Origin of the sequence: Aphanothece sacrum FPU1 (genome assembly GCF_003864295.1) — a bacterium.
Classification (GTDB): domain Bacteria; phylum Cyanobacteriota; class Cyanobacteriia; order Cyanobacteriales; family Microcystaceae; genus Aphanothece_B; species Aphanothece_B sacrum.
On the sequence record NZ_BDQK01000013.1, the window covers coordinates 657,716 to 674,619 of the forward strand.

Annotated in this window: 17 protein-coding genes; 9 read left to right on the forward strand and 8 right to left on the reverse strand. The window is 38.6% G+C overall.

Going from position 1 to position 16,904, the window contains the following annotated elements:
• Positions 1-55: 55 nt before the first annotated feature.
• Positions 56-244, reverse strand: a complete 189-nt coding sequence (locus AsFPU1_RS13735) for a CPXCG motif-containing cysteine-rich protein (protein ID WP_124970859.1) — start codon at positions 242-244, stop codon at positions 56-58.
• A gap of 44 nt (positions 245-288) precedes the next feature.
• On the reverse strand, positions 289-747 hold the full coding sequence (locus AsFPU1_RS13740) for an EVE domain-containing protein (RefSeq protein WP_124970856.1): 459 nt from the start codon (positions 745-747) through the stop codon (positions 289-291).
• Between the two features lie 23 nt (positions 748-770).
• On the opposite strand from AsFPU1_RS13740, the gene cobM reads away from it, so the two are divergent.
• The 4 genes from cobM (at position 771) to AsFPU1_RS13760 (ending at position 4,792) form a co-directional block, all read left to right on the forward strand.
• The gene (gene cobM, locus AsFPU1_RS13745; protein ID WP_124970853.1) at positions 771-1,565 is read left to right on the forward strand and encodes a precorrin-4 C(11)-methyltransferase; all 795 of its coding nucleotides are present in this window, start codon (positions 771-773) and stop codon (positions 1,563-1,565) included.
• 251 nt (positions 1,566-1,816) lie between these two features.
• A complete protein-coding gene (locus AsFPU1_RS13750; protein WP_124970850.1) occupies positions 1,817-3,001 on the forward strand; it encodes a tetratricopeptide repeat protein in 1,185 nt (394 codons plus the stop codon).
• A gap of 221 nt (positions 3,002-3,222) precedes the next feature.
• Positions 3,223-4,005 carry a pentapeptide repeat-containing protein gene (locus AsFPU1_RS13755; RefSeq protein WP_124970847.1) on the forward strand — a complete coding sequence of 261 codons (783 nt, stop codon included), beginning with the start codon at positions 3,223-3,225 and terminating at the stop codon, positions 4,003-4,005.
• 295 nt (positions 4,006-4,300) lie between these two features.
• Positions 4,301-4,792, forward strand: a complete 492-nt coding sequence (locus AsFPU1_RS13760; RefSeq protein ID WP_124970844.1) for a DUF4168 domain-containing protein — start codon at positions 4,301-4,303, stop codon at positions 4,790-4,792.
• 435 nt (positions 4,793-5,227) lie between these two features.
• Here the strand turns inward: AsFPU1_RS13760 and AsFPU1_RS13765 are convergent, their stop codons facing one another.
• On the reverse strand, positions 5,228-6,901 hold the full coding sequence (locus AsFPU1_RS13765; protein WP_124970841.1) for a CHAT domain-containing protein: 1,674 nt from the start codon (positions 6,899-6,901) through the stop codon (positions 5,228-5,230).
• Positions 6,902-7,108: 207 nt separating this feature from the next.
• Here AsFPU1_RS13765 and AsFPU1_RS13770 point away from each other — a divergent pair, with 207 nt between their 5' ends.
• From AsFPU1_RS13770 to AsFPU1_RS13785, 4 genes are all read left to right on the forward strand, one after another.
• The gene (locus AsFPU1_RS13770; protein ID WP_124970838.1) at positions 7,109-7,570 is read left to right on the forward strand and encodes a VOC family protein; all 462 of its coding nucleotides are present in this window, start codon (positions 7,109-7,111) and stop codon (positions 7,568-7,570) included.
• Positions 7,571-7,803: 233 nt separating this feature from the next.
• Positions 7,804-8,778 carry a bifunctional riboflavin kinase/FAD synthetase gene (locus AsFPU1_RS13775; RefSeq protein WP_124970835.1) on the forward strand — a complete coding sequence of 325 codons (975 nt, stop codon included), beginning with the start codon at positions 7,804-7,806 and terminating at the stop codon, positions 8,776-8,778.
• Between the two features lie 170 nt (positions 8,779-8,948).
• The gene (locus tag AsFPU1_RS13780; protein WP_124970830.1) at positions 8,949-9,869 is read left to right on the forward strand and encodes an AAA family ATPase; all 921 of its coding nucleotides are present in this window, start codon (positions 8,949-8,951) and stop codon (positions 9,867-9,869) included.
• Between the two features lie 8 nt (positions 9,870-9,877).
• Positions 9,878-10,390, forward strand: coding sequence for a cytochrome (locus AsFPU1_RS13785; RefSeq protein WP_124970827.1), 513 nt, complete (start codon positions 9,878-9,880; stop codon positions 10,388-10,390).
• Between the two features lie 40 nt (positions 10,391-10,430).
• Here AsFPU1_RS13785 and AsFPU1_RS13790 read toward each other — a convergent pair whose 3' ends face one another.
• The 5 genes from AsFPU1_RS13790 to pgl form a co-directional block, all read right to left on the reverse strand.
• Entirely contained in the window at positions 10,431-10,919 is a 489-nt protein-coding gene (locus AsFPU1_RS13790; protein ID WP_227873346.1) for a DUF29 domain-containing protein, read from the reverse strand.
• A 230-nt stretch (positions 10,920-11,149) separates the two neighbouring features.
• A complete protein-coding gene (gene mddA, locus AsFPU1_RS13795; protein ID WP_124970824.1) occupies positions 11,150-11,917 on the reverse strand; it encodes a methanethiol S-methyltransferase in 768 nt (255 codons plus the stop codon).
• Between the two features lie 227 nt (positions 11,918-12,144).
• Positions 12,145-13,044: a hypothetical protein gene (locus tag AsFPU1_RS13800; RefSeq protein WP_124970821.1), complete on the reverse strand. Its 900-nt coding sequence runs from the start codon at positions 13,042-13,044 to the stop codon at positions 12,145-12,147.
• A 161-nt stretch (positions 13,045-13,205) separates the two neighbouring features.
• Positions 13,206-14,885: a bifunctional 3,4-dihydroxy-2-butanone-4-phosphate synthase/GTP cyclohydrolase II gene (gene ribBA / locus AsFPU1_RS13805; RefSeq protein ID WP_124970818.1), complete on the reverse strand. Its 1,680-nt coding sequence runs from the start codon at positions 14,883-14,885 to the stop codon at positions 13,206-13,208.
• Between the two features lie 36 nt (positions 14,886-14,921).
• A complete protein-coding gene (gene pgl / locus AsFPU1_RS13810; RefSeq protein ID WP_124970815.1) occupies positions 14,922-15,644 on the reverse strand; it encodes a 6-phosphogluconolactonase in 723 nt (240 codons plus the stop codon).
• 341 nt (positions 15,645-15,985) lie between these two features.
• Here pgl and hpsJ-B point away from each other — a divergent pair, with 341 nt between their 5' ends.
• Positions 15,986-16,801, forward strand: coding sequence for a hormogonium polysaccharide biosynthesis protein HpsJ (gene hpsJ-B / locus AsFPU1_RS13815; RefSeq protein ID WP_124970811.1), 816 nt, complete (start codon positions 15,986-15,988; stop codon positions 16,799-16,801).
• Positions 16,802-16,904: the final 103 nt, after the last annotated feature.

Below are 16,904 nucleotides of genomic sequence, written 5' to 3' on the forward strand. Positions count from 1 at the left end.
TGAACCTTCAATTAAATAACAATTATTTAACTCAAATAGAGTAAGAATTACTTAATTATTGATCGTAATCACTTTCAATACTAATATCTAGAGAATCAGGGTCAATGCTAATATAAAGTAAATTAGGACGACAACAAATTTGACAATCTTCGATATAAGATTGATAGCTTCCGGCACTAATATCCACAAAAGTAGTATTGACTTCTCCACAATAAGCACAGTAATAATCGGCGGTTGTTTCCATAGTTGATAGTTAATAGTTGATAGTTGATAGTTGATCAAATAATATTAGTTATAATTAACTAATTGAAGAATTTGATCAGCAATAGTTAAATTAACAGGAATGATAGATAATCGATTACCTCGTTTAACCACTAATAAATCTTCTGGATTAAAAGTTTTTTTGAGAGTATCTAATGTTAAAATAGCGGGGAATGCTTCCATAAATTCAACTTTAACCGTTTGCCAACGAGGAGAATTAACCGTTGATTTAGGATCATAATAGGGACTATCTTGATTAAATTGAGTAGGATCAGCAACCTGATTTTCTATTATAGTCATTAAGCCTACAATACCAGGAGGAGTTGTATTAGAATGATAAAAGAAAACTCGATCACCTATGTCCATCTGGCGCAAAAAATTACGAGCTTGATAATTACGAACACCATCCCAAATTGTTTGACCATCTTCTTGTAAATCTGTAATACTATAAACAGTAGGCTCAGACTTCATTAACCAATATTTCATTTTACTTATCTTCCTAAAAATTAATGATTCAACTCAACAACTCTAAACATAATTCTTTAAAACCAGGGGTTTATTTTATTGGTGCTGGCCCAGGAGATCCCGACTTATTAACGGTAAAAGCAAGTCAAATTATAGCTCAAGCGGATGTAATTTTTTATGCTGATTCTCTTGTTCCCAAACAAATATTAAATCAAACTCGTTCTGATGCTCAATTAATCCCCACAGGCAACAAAACCTTAGAAGAAATTATGACATTAACCATAGAAAAAGTCCAACAAAATTGTTCTGTTGTGCGTCTTCAATCAGGGGATTTATCTCTTTATAGTGCCATTCAAGAACAAATTTCAATTCTTTTAGACAAAGACATTTCAGTAGAACTTATTCCAGGGATTAGCGCATTTCAAGCAGCCGCCGCGAAATTAGGCACAGAATTAACCATTCCTGATTTAGTACAGACTATTATTTTAACTCGTATTAGTGGAGAAGCTTCCTCCGTTCCCGATGCCGAAGAATTAAGCAGTTTAGCGGCCCATCAAGCCAGTTTATGCCTTTATTTAGCTGCTCGTCATGTAGATAAAGCTCAAGAAAAATTACTTAAATACTATCCCCCTGATACCCCTGTGGCCATTTGTTTTTGTATTGGTTGGCCTGAAGAAAAAATTTGGGTTGTTCCCTTAGAACAGATGAGCAAAATCACCCAAGAAGAAAAATTAATCCGAACCACCCTATATATTATTAGTCCTGCCCTAAAAGCTAATCAACAGTACCGATCGCGCTTATATCATCCCCAACATTCCCACCTATTTCGACCTAAATAATAACCACATTTTTAGAATTTCACAGGTAAGATATTAGTACTAATTTATGATTTCACAGACAAGATGCGACGTGCCACTGCTGACAAATTTTACCCCAAAAATGAAACAGCCCTGAAACAAACCTTACCCACTTTGAGTTCCCCTTTGCGTCTTTGCGCGAGATAAAAAAATCTTCACCGTCACGAGTATGTCACAATAATTGAGTGCAAGAGGAATTATACCTTAAGCGTTACAGTCTAAAAATATGAATCATGCAGGGTTTACTCAACAGTATTTGGCAGTCGATCAAACAATTCTTTAGTCAGCTTTTTGGTTCTTCAAAATCATCAAAGTCTGGCCTCTATAAAAACGACGTAGCAGCAGCAAACCGTCCGTTAAGCGACACAGATTATGAATTTTTATTTAGCCAGTTACTCGATGGAGTGGCTCACGGATGGCATGAAGGGCGTATTCTCAAGTATTTTGAAGACTTAGGAGAACGGGGAAAATCTAGACTGTGGTTAGCTTGGTTAGAACGATTTGAGCAAAAAGTATTAGCCTCTGCGGCCCCTAATTTACAATTAGCCGCCCGCATGATGCGTTTAGGAGAATTAGCTCAATCATTTCCAGCAACTGAACCTATTGGCCTTGCTTCTTACGAGATTGGTAGACAACTGTATACCAAAGAAGCTGGGGGGACAGTGTGGGAATATGAAGGGCCTGATACGGATGTAGCTATCACTGAAATCGTCACCCCAGGAAATCGTAAAAGTACCCCACCCCCTGACCCTAAAATCGTCTTAAATCCAGGAAATCAAGTTCCTGCTGAGGGAACAGAAACCCTAACCCTAGAGGAATTAATGGCTCGTTTAGGGCAAGATTCTCAACTCGCTGAACAATTAGCGGCTCAATTGGGGATTCAATCAACTAATCCTCAAGAGATTGTAGATACTTTGATTGCTCAATTTCAAGTCGATCAAAACCAATTAGAAAATCAAGCTCTCCCTACTACTGTTGAGGGATGGTTTAATTTGGGCATACAACAAGCCAATTTAGGGGATTTAGAAGCCGCGATCGCTAGTTGGGATCGTGCTTTAGAGATCAATCCTTCTTTATCTCAAGCATGGCATAATCGAGGCAGTGCTTTAGGGAATTTAGGCCGCTTAGAGGAAGCGATCGCTAGTTTTGAGCGGGCGATCGCGCTAAATACCAATGACTTCCAATCCTGGAACGCTCAAGGTAACGCCTTTTCTACCTTAGAACGGTGGGAAGAAGCGATCACTTGTTGGGATCATTGTCTAGAATTAGAACTAACCTACTATCAAGCTTATTATAATCGCGGCACTGCTTTAGAAAACTTAGACCGGATAGAAGAAGCGATCGCTAGTTATCGTCAAGCTTTAGAGATTAAACCGGGTTTTGAATTAGCGATCGCTCGACTTGATCAGTTATTGTAATAAAGGTAATAAAAAAAAGGGTTCTCCCGTACCTGTGCTGATAAGTAAAGCTTATAATTCGTAGGGTGGGTTAGACGCGGCTATAATTTTGATGAAAAACGCATAACTTTTAAGGCGCGTCGTAACCCACCATATAAAGTATTGTAGCTGATTATACATTTTATACAATGAAATCTAAAATCTATTTTTGTCTAAATTCTTTTATTGATTATTAAATTCCTATGAAATTCTTTATTAGCATCAGCACCACATTATTAACTCTCTTAAGTGTATCGTTGACGGCTCAAGCCGAAAACCTAGAACATTTGACACAACTGTTATCTACGAAACAATGTTCTCTATGTGATTTAAGCGGTTCTGGGTTAGTTACAGCAGATTTATCAGGGGCTAAACTCATTGGTGCTAATTTAGCGGGGGCAAATTTGTCTCAAGCTAATTTAAGTGGGGCTGATCTGAGTGGGGCGAATTTGACAGGAGCGTCTTTATATGGGGCAAATTTAACGGGTGCTAATCTCAGTAGTGCTATTGTAACAGGAACTGATCTCAGAGAATCTTATTTAACGAATGCTAACTTAATTGGGACTGCCTTGGAACAAGCTTATCTCCAAGGAGCAAAAGGAATTCCTAATAATGCTGCAGATCCCAAATTATTTTATGAATGGGGATTAATTGAAACCAAAGAGGGAAATTATCAACAAGCAATTGATCATTATAATAAAGCCCTTGCTATTAATCCTGAATTTGCTCCTGCTTATTTGGCGCGAGGCTATTCTTTATTGCGAATGGGTAATGAAAATGGAGCGGCTTTGAATGTGGAAATGGCGGCTAAATTATTTAAAGATCAAGAAAATGCTCAAGGACAGGAAACTTCTGATAATTTTCTGAAAAATCTGAAGGCGATGCAAGAAGCTAGAAAGAAAGATAAAGGCAATCCTCAATTAGATAATTTTGTTAGAGGAATGGCTTCTTTGATGCTTCAATTTGTTCTTAAGGGAGGATTTTAAATCAATTAGAAATTAACAATCAAGGTTCTATCTTACGATGGAAAACTAATAATTAATAATGGGACATGATTCTATATTTTTCTCCCAAAGCTAGGATACAAAAGCAGAAATTTTTCTGAGAGGTAGTTATCTAAATTAGGGCCAATTTTGTTATGGAGTCTATTATACAAGAACCGTTGAATCAGTTTGAATAATTTCCCCGTTTTTCGGCCAAAGTTGCTACAATCGGCAAAGAATATCCTTAATCAGCAAGTACAAATATTCTAAGTTGTTTAAAATTTACTGGAATAACAAAATGTTTAAAAAACTGTTCTGGAGAGGGTTTGTCGGTGCTATTTTTCCTATCTTTTTATTAGGGGGATTGCCAGCATATAGCCAAACACAACCCCTTCTTGCTCAAGCGAATTCCCAAACCAACTCTTTAAAGAGTTTAAGTAAAGAAGATTTACAAAAATTCGCTCAAGCTGTCAAAAAACTCCAAGCACTCGAAGAAGATGCTCAACGGAAAATGGCTGAAGCTGTAAAGGCTCAAGGGATGACACCAGAACGGTTTATGGAAATCGGCAAAAGTGAAAATCCCACTAGTAGTAATATTAACGCTGCCGAACAAGAGAAATTTACCAAAGCTTTAGCCCAAGTCAAGAAAATCATTGAGGAGGATAAGGTCAAGAAACAAGAAGCAGTACAAACAAGCGGATTAAATATTGACCAGTTTAATGAGATGGCTCAAGCTATCCGAAAAGATCCCGCTCTACAAGAACAAGTTCGTAAACTTTTAGGTAGTTAAAAAGGCGTTCAGTATAGGTTACATCTGAGGGCTTAATGGTATTCATTAGTGTCAACTTAGTCCCAAACGCCGACAGGCTAAAGCCTGTGGCTATACCAACAAAGTCCGACGAGCGCAGACTTTACTTTAACATTAGCCTGTGTAGACAGGCTTTGTACAGTTAACCCCACCCTTGGCAGGGTGTGGGTGGGATAGTGAGAAAGCTTGCACCCCGTCAAGTTTCGCCTTAAGTTGACACCGATGAATGGTAAGCTGTTGTGCATTTAAACTGCTTATTGGTTAAATGCAAGAAAAAAGCTACAATCCTCTTCCCTTTTGCTTTTTGCCTTTTGCCTTGCTAAAACGCATTGTAAATGCGTTTTAGCTTATTAAGCCCCTACTGCTAAACTCCTTAATTCTCATTTTCTGTAAAGCTGTCGTAGAACGACGGGGTTTTTACCCAAAATTTTCTATGACAAATTCAAAAAGTTGACCATCAGGACTGCCAAACTGAAGTTGTGTTCCTGAAATTAAAGGAACCTCTTGACGGTGAACTCTCTGCCACCCTTCTTCCCCAGAAATCAAGGTTCCAAAACGAGAAAAATCTCGTAAATAATAAGTATAATTATCCTGTTGAGTGCTTCCAGATTCCCGACAAATGATTTCAGCATGATGCTGACTGACCCATTGTTCAGGAATCACTAAATCGTTTCCAGGAAGACGGCCTACTCGTATTAATCCGCCAAAAATTTGACAAATATAATCTTTTCGGTCAACATAACGGATATAAGCCACAGGAGGAATGCTCCTATTCACCGTGGGTAGTTGGGTAATATCCTCAAGGGGCGAAACCAGTTTTCCATCAAATTCTGGGTGCATATAGAGGATGGGTAATGTCCAAGCGGGTTGGTTAAACTTATAGAGAGTCAGTAATTGTTGTCTGGCAATTCTGACGGCCTCATCAATGGGTTTACCTTGGGTTAAAGCTTTGGTAAAGGATTGAATAAAGGTTAAGGCTTCTCGATCTGCAATAGAATCTCGCATGGCTAAAACTGCCGGGACACCATGATGAAGCAAGACTTCCGCTAAACTGCTACGTTCAATGGTTTTTGCTCCATAGCGATCAGGTTGCGCCCCCCAACAAGCGTTAAATACCGCTAAGGTAATCTTATTTCGGATCAGGATTTGAGCTAATTCTGTGCCATTAATTTCCGCTTGGGGGCCTAAAAAGAGTAAACCGCCATCAGGGGCTGGCATACCGTGGCCAGCATAAAAAATTACGTTATACTTGCCTGTATCTAGGGTCTCAATCAGTTGTTCAGGAGTAGGTTGAATGAGGGGATGCACCTGAACACAAACAAACTTCTGCGGGGGGTTTAACCCGTGGGCAACTAAGGCACTTTGTTGTATGAGTTGAGCTAAAAGGGCCGCTTCTCTTTCTAAATCTAGTTCATTAGATGATGAATGATCCAATATATTTGATAGGGTTATCCCTGCTTCGGTTTTGTTAACCACTTCTTGGAGAATCCTTTGACAGGGATGGACTTTTTGCCCTAATACCAACAAAATATTGACGGCTTCTTCTACTTTTGGTAAGACTAAGGGATCAACATTGTTGGTGGTTCGACTAAATAAAATTTGGGAATTGAGAGAAATAGCTTGTTTTCCTACCTCTAGCTGCATAATTTCCCAAGGTAGGGGAACTAAATCCGGTTCTCGAATCTCTAGGCGTAGTCTTAAGGGCCGATATTGTCCCAAGGCTAAACCATGACTTTGGGCAAAACTCTGGGAAATTGGCCCATTAAATAACCATTTACCTAAATTTATTCCTAATTCCTGCATTAACTGCCCCCCGTAACTCTCTGTTGGGTTAGAAAAGGCAAAGGTTAAGGGGGGTAAATAACTGTCTAAGACTTCGTGGGTGACGGGAAAATGAGGTTCTCCTTGAGGAGAAAACATTTCTTGCCAAGCTAACCACTTTCTGGTTAAGCTTTCTGACCATCGGCAGTCATGGTGAACATATCCCCCTGGTAAGGGAGAATGAGTTACCCAAATGGCAAAGCTATCTGAACCGGCCGTTTTTAAAGGGGCGATCGCTAAAGTTAGACAAGGAGTTAGATCGACAGCCATTCCCATCGTTTTAATTAATCAATACCCAAACATTGTGACATATTTTGACTCTTAATGGCTACCTGAATCAACCTTCAACAATTGATAATTGATAATGGATAATTTATTAATAATTATTTACCTGTCTAAACTGGTTTCACCTTTACATATCAGTTTAAAATGCTATATCATAAGTGATATTTAGGTTATTATCTCAGGAATATTATTATGAGTCTTGATTCACTTCAGGCCATCCCTGGAATAGCTTCAGGCAGTTTGCGCCGAGTTCATCATATTGCTTTAAATGTTAAAGATATGAAAAATTCTTGTCATTTTTATAGACAAATTTTAGGGCTTCATCAATTAACAGGAGAGGAAGTACCTAGCACCTTAAAAAAACTGGTTGCTGAAGGAAAAGTTAACAATTTTATGACTCCTGATGGGACAATTTTAGATTTATTTTGGGAACCAGATTTATTGCCCCCTAACCCTGATCCGAGTCATCAATTCACCCGCGCTAATCATTTAGCCTTTGATATTGCACCTGAATTATTTGAGCAAGCAGTGGAAATCTTAAAACAAAATAAAGTTGTAATTGATCATGGGCCGGTTAGTCGTCCAACAGGTAGGGGAATTTATTTTTATGATCCCGATGGCTTTTTATTAGAAATTCGCTGCGATCCTATTTAATAATTGATAATTGCACAAGCTCAAATAGTCTTTAATTCAGCGTTATCTTTGACTTATGTACGGGTTGGTTTATCTAATATATTTGTTGAAAACCAGCAATTGTGATTAAAAACCCGCCCCTACCATTTATTACTTATTACTTAGATCTAGTAAGACTATTAAGTTCTCAGAACTGAGATAAACTATGGGGAAGTGATCCAGAATCTTCTCACCTGATCTAATCTTCTTAGACAATGTGCATTCAATCTAAATCAAGTGTACGGGTAACATCATCAACAGTTGAAGTATTAACACCAACGGCGATCGCTCTGGGTAACTTTGACGGTATACACTTAGGACATCAACAAGTCTTAGCTCCTATTTTATACCCTCCAGAGACCATATTATCCCTTAAATCCCCTCCTTATCCTACTATCGTTACTTTTACTCCCCATCCTCAAGAATTTTTTAGTGGACAACCACGACAACTCTTAACCCCTCTATGGGAAAAGGTACAACACTTAGAACAGCTAGGTATAGTTCAGTTAGTACAATTGCCTTTTGATCGAGAATTAGCGGTTTTGAGTCCTCAAGAGTTTGTGGCTAATATTTTAGTTAAGCAACTCCAAACTAAAACCATTAGTATTGGTCAAGATTTTCGCTTTGGACGGGGACGAATGGGAACGGCCGAAGATTTACAAGAAATTGCCGCATCTTTTGGGGTATCTGTCCATATTACCTCCCTTAAAACCGATGATTCTCCCTCGACTACCCGTATCAGCAGTTCTTTGATTCGTCAGTGCTTAACTGATGGGAATATTCCTCAAGCCAATCTGATGTTAGGTTATTCTTATAGTTTAATCGGGACTGTTGTTCCTGGACAACAAATGGGCCGAACTTTGGGATTTCCCACCGCTAATCTCAAACTACCCTCAAATAAATTTATCCCCCGTCATGGGGTCTATTGTGTCCGAGTTTATTTAGAAACTCAACAGATGGTTAATGGAGTAATAAATATTGGCCATCGTCCTACCCTTAATGGACAAATTCCCACAATAGAAGTGCATTTATTAGATTGGTCGGGGGATTTATATCAACAAACATTAACAGTAACTTTAGAAAAATTTTTACGTCCTGAACGGAGATTTCCTTCTTTAGAAGCTTTAAAGGAGCAAATTACATCAGATTGTCATCTAGCTAGAAAATTTCTTGAGGAACTAAATAAGTAGTGTATTAAGTAAGCATACAAATTTACCGTTATCAAACCTCAACATCATCTTCAATTTATCCCCAATCCCTAACCTCATTAGAAATTCTAGGAGACAGACTGTAAACTTTAAACTCAAATTTGGGCAACCTATACTTGAACCCTCATACCATCACCCTGAAAATAATCCCTATGAGAGATAAAATAGCTGCCCTCAAGGATAATCTAAGTCGTACCATTGTCGGCAAAGATAAACCCATTCGTCTTGTCATTATTGCTCTTTTAAGTGGAGGACACGCTCTCTTAGAAGACGTTCCAGGGGTAGGTAAAACCTTATTAGCTAAATCTTTAGCTCGTTCCATTAATGGACGGTTTCAACGGGTTCAATGTACCCCAGATTTGCTCCCTAGTGATGTTACCGGAACCAATATTTGGAACCCCAGTAGTCGGGAATTTGAATTTTTACCTGGCCCTGTCTTTGCGAATGTTTTATTAGCTGATGAAATCAACCGCGCAACTCCCCGTACTCAGTCTGCTTTATTGGAAGTGATGGAAGAAAAGCAAGTAACTGTAGATGGAGAACCTCGCAAAGTTCCTCAACCTTTCTTTGTTATTGCTACCCAAAACCCTATTGAATATCAAGGTACTTTCCCTCTCCCTGAAGCGCAAATGGATCGCTTTACCGTGTCTTTGAGTATGGGTTATCCCAGTGCTGCTGAAGAACTTCTGATGTTACAAAAACAACTCCATCAAGTGAATGTGGATGAGTTGGAACCCTGTATTTCCCTAGACGATGTGCGAGAATTACAACGTCTGACGAGTCAGGTGAAAGTAACCCGTTCTTTGCAACAATATATGCTTGATATTGTCCGCACTTCCCGTGAAGATGAGGAAATTAGTTTAGGAGTTAGTCCCAGGGGAACAGTTGCCCTACAAAGAGCAACTCAAGCTTTAGCTTTCTTGGAAGAACGCGATTATGCTATTCCTGATGATGTTAAGTTTGTCGCACCTCATGTCCTATCCCATCGGTTAACTACTACTAGTGGCCGTCCACCTAAAGCAATCGTCGAAAGATTGTTAAGATCAGTTATGGTAGAATCCGTAGCCGCTTAACGTTTCTCATGGTCAAGTTTTCTCGATGGTTTAGTCCTTTATCTTTAATTGTTGTCTTGGCGATCGCTCTCTGGTCGATTAGTGTCGGTTGGGAGATCACTCAGGCCCTAGAACCGATCGCCCAATTAACTAATGAGGATAACCCAAGGTTTGAAGCAGGTCGTTCTATGTATATCGAAACCTGTGGTAGTTGTCACATTCCCATTCCTCCAGAGGTGCTACCTATCGAAACTTGGAAAAAGTTGTTAGAAAAACCTAATGACCATTATGGAACCTCTGTTCCGAATGTTATTCGTCTGAGTCAATTATTGATTTGGGACTATGTAAAAACCTTTTCTCGTCCTTTGTCTACGGATGAACCAAAACCTTTTTATGTGGGCCAATCTCGTTATTTTAAGGCCCTTCATCCCCGTGTTAAGTTTACTGAACCTATTACTAATAAAAATTGTATTGTTTGTCATCCAGGGGTCAAGGATTTTGATTTTCGTTCCCTAACTCCTGAATGGGAAAATTCCCCTTAAAGAAGATAAGCAGTAAAATAAGTAAGATTTTCCCTTAATTTTATGGATAAAAATCCTCATCTGATAATTGTATTGGTGTAAAAGGACATTCTCTGGGATACTCAGATTCTTGAGGTTTTCTAACCCCAAAATCAGCCCTTTTACCCTGTTTAATAGCTAAAGTTCGGCCTCGTTCATAAGCTTCCTTAATTCCTTCCTGTAAATAGGATTGTAATGAGGGTATTTTAGCTAAATCAAATATCAATCTACTTCGATGTTCATCTACTGAATCATACCAACTTTTTTTCATTGATTCTGGGGCATCATGCTGAACTTTTAGCTTAAGTAAATGGGCAATTAGTATCATTAAATGACTGACTAATGCTTTTTTTTCTGATTTTCCCATCTCCTCTAATTCTTCCAATAAATTTTCCCAATCTACTTCATTAAATCGGTTTTCTTGTATTTGCTTTTTAGTAGTTTCTATCCATTGATTAAAGTCTTCTTCATGGAGTTTTTTTAGTTTCATACTTGATCCATGACTTTTCATTTAGATACTCTCTAAATTTTCATTTATTATTATACTAAGGATTTAATGAATACAGGCTAAAGCCTTATTCTATAAGAACAAAGGCTGTCTACACAGCCTAATTCTAAGTCTGGGTGGTCATAATTAAAGTCAGAATAGAAAATTTTGTATTAATAGCTTTAGCCCTTATTATACAAAGCTTTCAATCCCTGAAGGGAACCTACTACAAACATTCGTTTATTTATAGCCACCTACTTAAATTGAGCCAAAAAAGGAATTAACATAGGAACTTCACGGCGATAATTTTCATAGGTTTCACCATGAATTTTAATTAAATCTTTTTCCTCTAATTGAATGGCAATTAAAATATAAATGGTCGTAATGATAGCAAAAACAAGATGAGCAACTGTCATCCTAGGAGTCATCCAAAAAGCGAAGAACCAACCCACATAGAGAGGATGACGAACATATTTATATAATCCAGGAGTTTTGAATTCTAAAAATGTATAATCCTTCCCTCGTAAATAAAGATAAACTTGTCGCAGTCCAAAGAGATCAAAATGATTGATTAAAAAGGTAGAAATTAGGACAATAACCCAACCTAAACCAAACAGGGATAATAAAATAATACGTCCCCCTAAATTATTGATATTCCAAATAATTCCCCCCATAGGTTGCCACTGCCAAAAAAGTAATAATAAAGCTAAGCTAGAAAACAAAACATAAGTGCTGCGTTCCATGGGTTCAAAAATAAATTTTGTCCACCAAGTTTTGAATTTTTGTCGCGCCATTAAACTATGTTGAACAGCAAATATGCCTAATAAAGTCACATTAATTAATAATGCTTTTACTAAAGGAATTTCAGGGGAGGAGTCTATAGATTTAGGTACAATAATATTACATAGAAAAGAAATTGCGTAGAGAAAAATTGCCAAAAAGATAACATAAGAAATTATGCCATAAATAAAGACTATAATTTTGGCTAGGCTAATGGTTTTTGCTTCTGGTTGTTGCATCATGAAAATTATAAATTAACTAATAATTTAGTGCATTAGGATTTTGATTTTCGTTCCGTAACTCCTGAATGGTAAAATTCACCATAATTAATCCAAATTAATTATATGAAAAAACAAAAATCTTTTAAACAAAAATCAATCACCCCCATTTGAACAAACACTGATTTTATTATTGAGTTCTCCCTGTGGTTTTAGCACAGGGAGAACTCAAAGGTTTTAGTTTGTTCGCCTTATCTTGAACTCACCTCTTCAGTATTGTTGCGTTTGAGCTTAAGCAGAGAGCTTGCACCTAATAATCCACAAGCTAATAAACCTAAATTAGCATTTGCCTCAGGAACACTGGTTGCTGGTACAACGGTATGGAGTTGAGGAGCAGGAGAGTTTGTCCGAAGTCTAACAGGAGTAATAGCAAAGAAATCTGTATTAGAACATGGACCAGACGCAGTGTGACAATTAGCAAGGGGATCACCGTTCGGACCTCGTACGAGTACGGCATCGGGGGGCGGTGTATTACTCCACTCAGCCTCATCCTGACGAACATCAAAACCGCCAAAGGTTGTCAAGGTGCTTCCACCACTTACGGGGGTGAAATCCGCTTTATATCTGATCCCTAAGAAAGAAGAAAAAGTACCATTTTGTCTGAGGTTTATTCCTCCTAAAGTTCTATTGTCAACCACACCGTCTCCATTGGCATCACGTCGATCAAGGGTGACTAGAACATTATAGAGGGTTCCTGCTACATTCACAGGGTTAATACTCTCAACAGCAAGCGCTAAGGCTTCCATCGGAACCGTGCATTCACCACCAACAAAAGTACAGTCTGCTTGTCGCTCTACTAAGGTATCAGTGTTTCCAGGAAACCCAGCTACAGGTTTTCCTTGCAACGGAACAGTAAAAGGAGAGCCAGGAAGACCTAATGCTGCTGGATCGAAAGTGAAGACAGTACCACCAGCCGGTGATCTTGAATAATCTCTCCCTCGTTGAATATCCACAGCGTTGGCAGGCTTTACCACACTGATAAATGCGACAGCACTAAATATAACAGCCCCAAAACTGAATAGTTTTTGAGCCAAATTCTTTCTTTGAACTGTTTTTGACAATGCTAGAGCTTTTTCTAAGAATGATTTCATTTAGTTAATCTTCCTCAAAGTTTTTTCCTAGCTGATTTATATATTTAATGTCCTTATCTTGTCAATGACTTTGACAATACGTTCATAATTTTTAACATAATTGTAATTGGTTGGACAGAACCCTATTTCTTTTCAACTTTTGTTAGTAAATTGTTAATTAACTAATAACCTTCAACGGTGAAACTATAAATAGTTTGCGTTTGTAGTTCAAGACAGCATTGAGAAGGTTGATGACTTAAGGGAAAAATATGACGATCTAAGTGTACCTGTAACCCTAACATGGGGTCATCTCCCGAAGAAATAAGGAATTCTAACCGTTTTAAATTGGGCCAAGTAACGAGATCATCAAGAATAGACGCGATCGCCAATAAATAAGGGTGTTTCGGGTTCTTATACCAATTTTGTGCGATCATTTGTCGCTGTTCAAAACCTAAGTGAAATATCAAGGAAGACTGACCAAATAAAGCCACTGCCACCGGTCTAACCTCTTCTTGTAATAATAATCCAGCAGAACGGCTTAAATGACGCAATTTCTCTAATTTAGCATAGCTTTCTTTTACAGATGGGACTTCAGCTTGCCAGTCAATAGCGATAGTAATTAAATAGGTTTGTAGTAGCAAATGCCCTAATTTTTCGGCTTTAGTAGCCAAATAACCAGAATTATAATCATTAGAGTCAATTAATAAAGGAACCCGATCGACCACTTCTAAACCATAACCCTTTAATCCGGCGATTTTGCGGGGATTATTCGTAATTAAGCGAATTTGCTTAACCCCTAAATCGTTCAACATTTGGGCCCCCATGCCATAATCTCGTAAATCAGCCGGAAACCCTAAACGTTCATTTGCTTCTACTGTATCAAGTCCCATATCCTGCAAAGAATAGGCTTTTAACTTATTAACTAAGCCAATACCTCGGCCTTCCTGTCGTAGATAAACTACAATTCCTAATCCTGCGGCTTCAATCATTTTTAAGGCACTTTGTAACTGCATTCGACAGTCACAACGCATTGATCCCAAGGCATCCCCTGTTAAACACTCTGAGTGCATTCGCACCATGATAGGTTTATCTTTAAACTGTTTGGGATCACCTTTAACAACGGCTACGTGTTCAGTTGCATCTAAAACATTACGATAAGCGTATATTTTAAAGTCTCCAAACTGACTAGGAAATTGACAGACAGTTTCCCGATAAACAAAGCGATCATGTTTAAGACGATAACTAATTAAATCAGCAATACTAATTAGTTTAAGATCATGTTTTTTGGCGTATTGGAATAATTGAGGCAGTCGGGCCATGGAACCATCAGAGTTTTGAATTTCGCAGATAACTCCTGCTGGATAGAGTCCCGATAACCTGACTAAGTCAACGGCCGCTTCTGTATGGCCGGCCCGTTTGAGAACTCCCCCTTCTTTAGCGCGAATAGGGAAAATATGTCCCGGACGAGTTAAATCATCGGGTTGGGTATTAGAGTTAATAGCCACTTGGATAGTACGGGCCCGATCTTCGGCTGAAATGCCTGTGGTGACTCCTAAATGGGGAGAAGCATCAATACTAACTGTAAAAGCGGTTTGGTTACTATCGGTATTTTTTGTCACCATCAAGGGAAGATGTAATATATCTAATCTTTCTCCCATCATGGCCAAACAAATGAGTCCTCGTGCCTCCACTGCCATAAAATTGATCATGTTAGGGGTGGCAAATTGAGCAGCACAGATGAGATCTCCCTCATTTTCTCGATTTTCGTCATCAACAACCACTACAGCGCGGCCTGCTTTAATATCAGCTAAGGCAGCATCAATAGGGTCAAATTCAAGAATAGGGGTTTCTATTGCGTCCACAAGTCGTCTGTATATTACGTTGACAATCTAGTTTAATTATACTTTAAGTTCTGCCCCGGCTGCTTGATCGAATAACCAGAATAGTTCACCTTGAGGTTGAATAGAACGAGAGGGATAGATTGTCTCCGAGGCCACCTCAGCAAAAACTTGAGCTAAAGCGGGCCGTTTACTTTCTCCAGCCACTAAAAAAATGACACAATGAGCTTGATTAATTAAAGGTAGGGTAAAAGTTAATCGAGGTTGCCCATCTTTATTACCTACTGTGATCAAACGATCATTTACCTTGAGCGCATCTGTTTGAGGAAATAAGGAAGCCGTATGAGCATCATCTCCCATGCCTAATAAAATCACATCAAAAGCCGGAAAATCACCGGGTTTTACCTTGAAAAACTGAGTTAGTTCCATTTCGTGGGTTTGGGCATCTTGGGCTGGATTTTGCGCCCCTGTTGGCATCGGGTGAATATTGGCCGCGGGAATAGAAATTTTATCTAACCAAGCTTGACGTGCCATAAGCTGGTTACTATCGGGATGATCAACCGCCACATAACGCTCATCCCCCCAGAAAATATGAATTTTTTCCCAAGGTAAAGATTGTTCGGCTAAAGCTTCATACAGAGGTTTAGGGGTGCTGCCACCAGAGAGGGCGAGGGTACACTGTCCCCTCCTTTCAATCGCTGATTTAATTTTTTCGACCGTTAAAGATAAAGCTCTACTAATCAGCGAGGTTTTATCGGGTAATACTTCAATAAATTTGTGCATAGTCTTCCCTATCTTAGACAAAATTGACCCTTTATTAGCCTAACAGGCTATTTACAAGTAAAGATTAACTAACTATCCGTCTAAAATGTGAGTTTCTTTATTATTATATTGAGAGGACTTTTGCCCCTTGCGGATTCGCCCCAAATCTTTTAAGCTCATAAATCAAGTTTAAGTGATTATTGCGTGACGATTGAATCAATTTATAGTTGGGCACAAGTCTTGTAAAAAACCAGAAGGAGTGCTTATTTTAAGGCTTAGACTTTGAGATTTAAGTTTAAATAAGAGTAAATCTCTCTTTTGCCCTATCCTTTAACTAATAACAGTGACATAACAAATCAAAGATGAATACTTCGGCTTTTACCTCTCTATCCCTGAAATTGATCGGGGTGATCTTTATTCTCTCGTCCTTACTCGATTATCTAACCCTAGCATTTCCTCTCAATTGGCAAAGTCCTGAGTGGCAAATTGGTTTAGTAACCAATATTGTAGACCGAGGCATTGTTCCCTTGGTGGGAACGGGGTTTGTTTTGTTAGGATATTGGATTGATGCTCGTAGTGATAATCCTCCCCAAAAACCGTCAGGATTTGACCTACGATTACCTGTTTATGCTTTATCTACCCTGTTAGGGCTTCTATTTTTATTGATGGTTCCTTTACACCTCAATAACTTGAATCAGGCTAAAACCACTGCCTTACAGCAGATTGAACAAGGGGCCGGACAAGGAGCCGAACAAATTAAAGGTTTTTTGAGTCAGGTGGACACTTTATCCAAAAATCCTCAGCTACTTAGTCAGCAAATTCAACAAAGAACTGCAGTGATTGAAACCGGTCAAATTCAGGGTAGACAACTCAACGCTCAACAGTTAGATACTCTTCGTCAACAGCGCGATCAATTAAAAGGATTGCTAGATCTGTCTAAAAATCCTGCGGAATATAAAAAGAAAACCAATGAGTTGAAAAAACAACTAGAAACTCAACTTCTTGATCGTCGTAAAAAAGCTGAGGACGAAGCAAAAACCCAGACCTTAAAACAGAGTTTACGCATTGGGTTAAGTAGTCTAATGCTGGCTATTGTCTATAGTGCTATCGGTTGGATTGGCTTTAGCTCAGTAATGGCAGGGGCAAAAATGCGCCTGCCTAAAGCCCCTAAACGCTAATTACCCAAAAATTCCTAATTGAAATATTGTAGTCACCTGTAGGGGCTTAACACAATCTGTTAAGCCCCTACTAAATGAGGTGTGATATGGTATGATCAAAAGC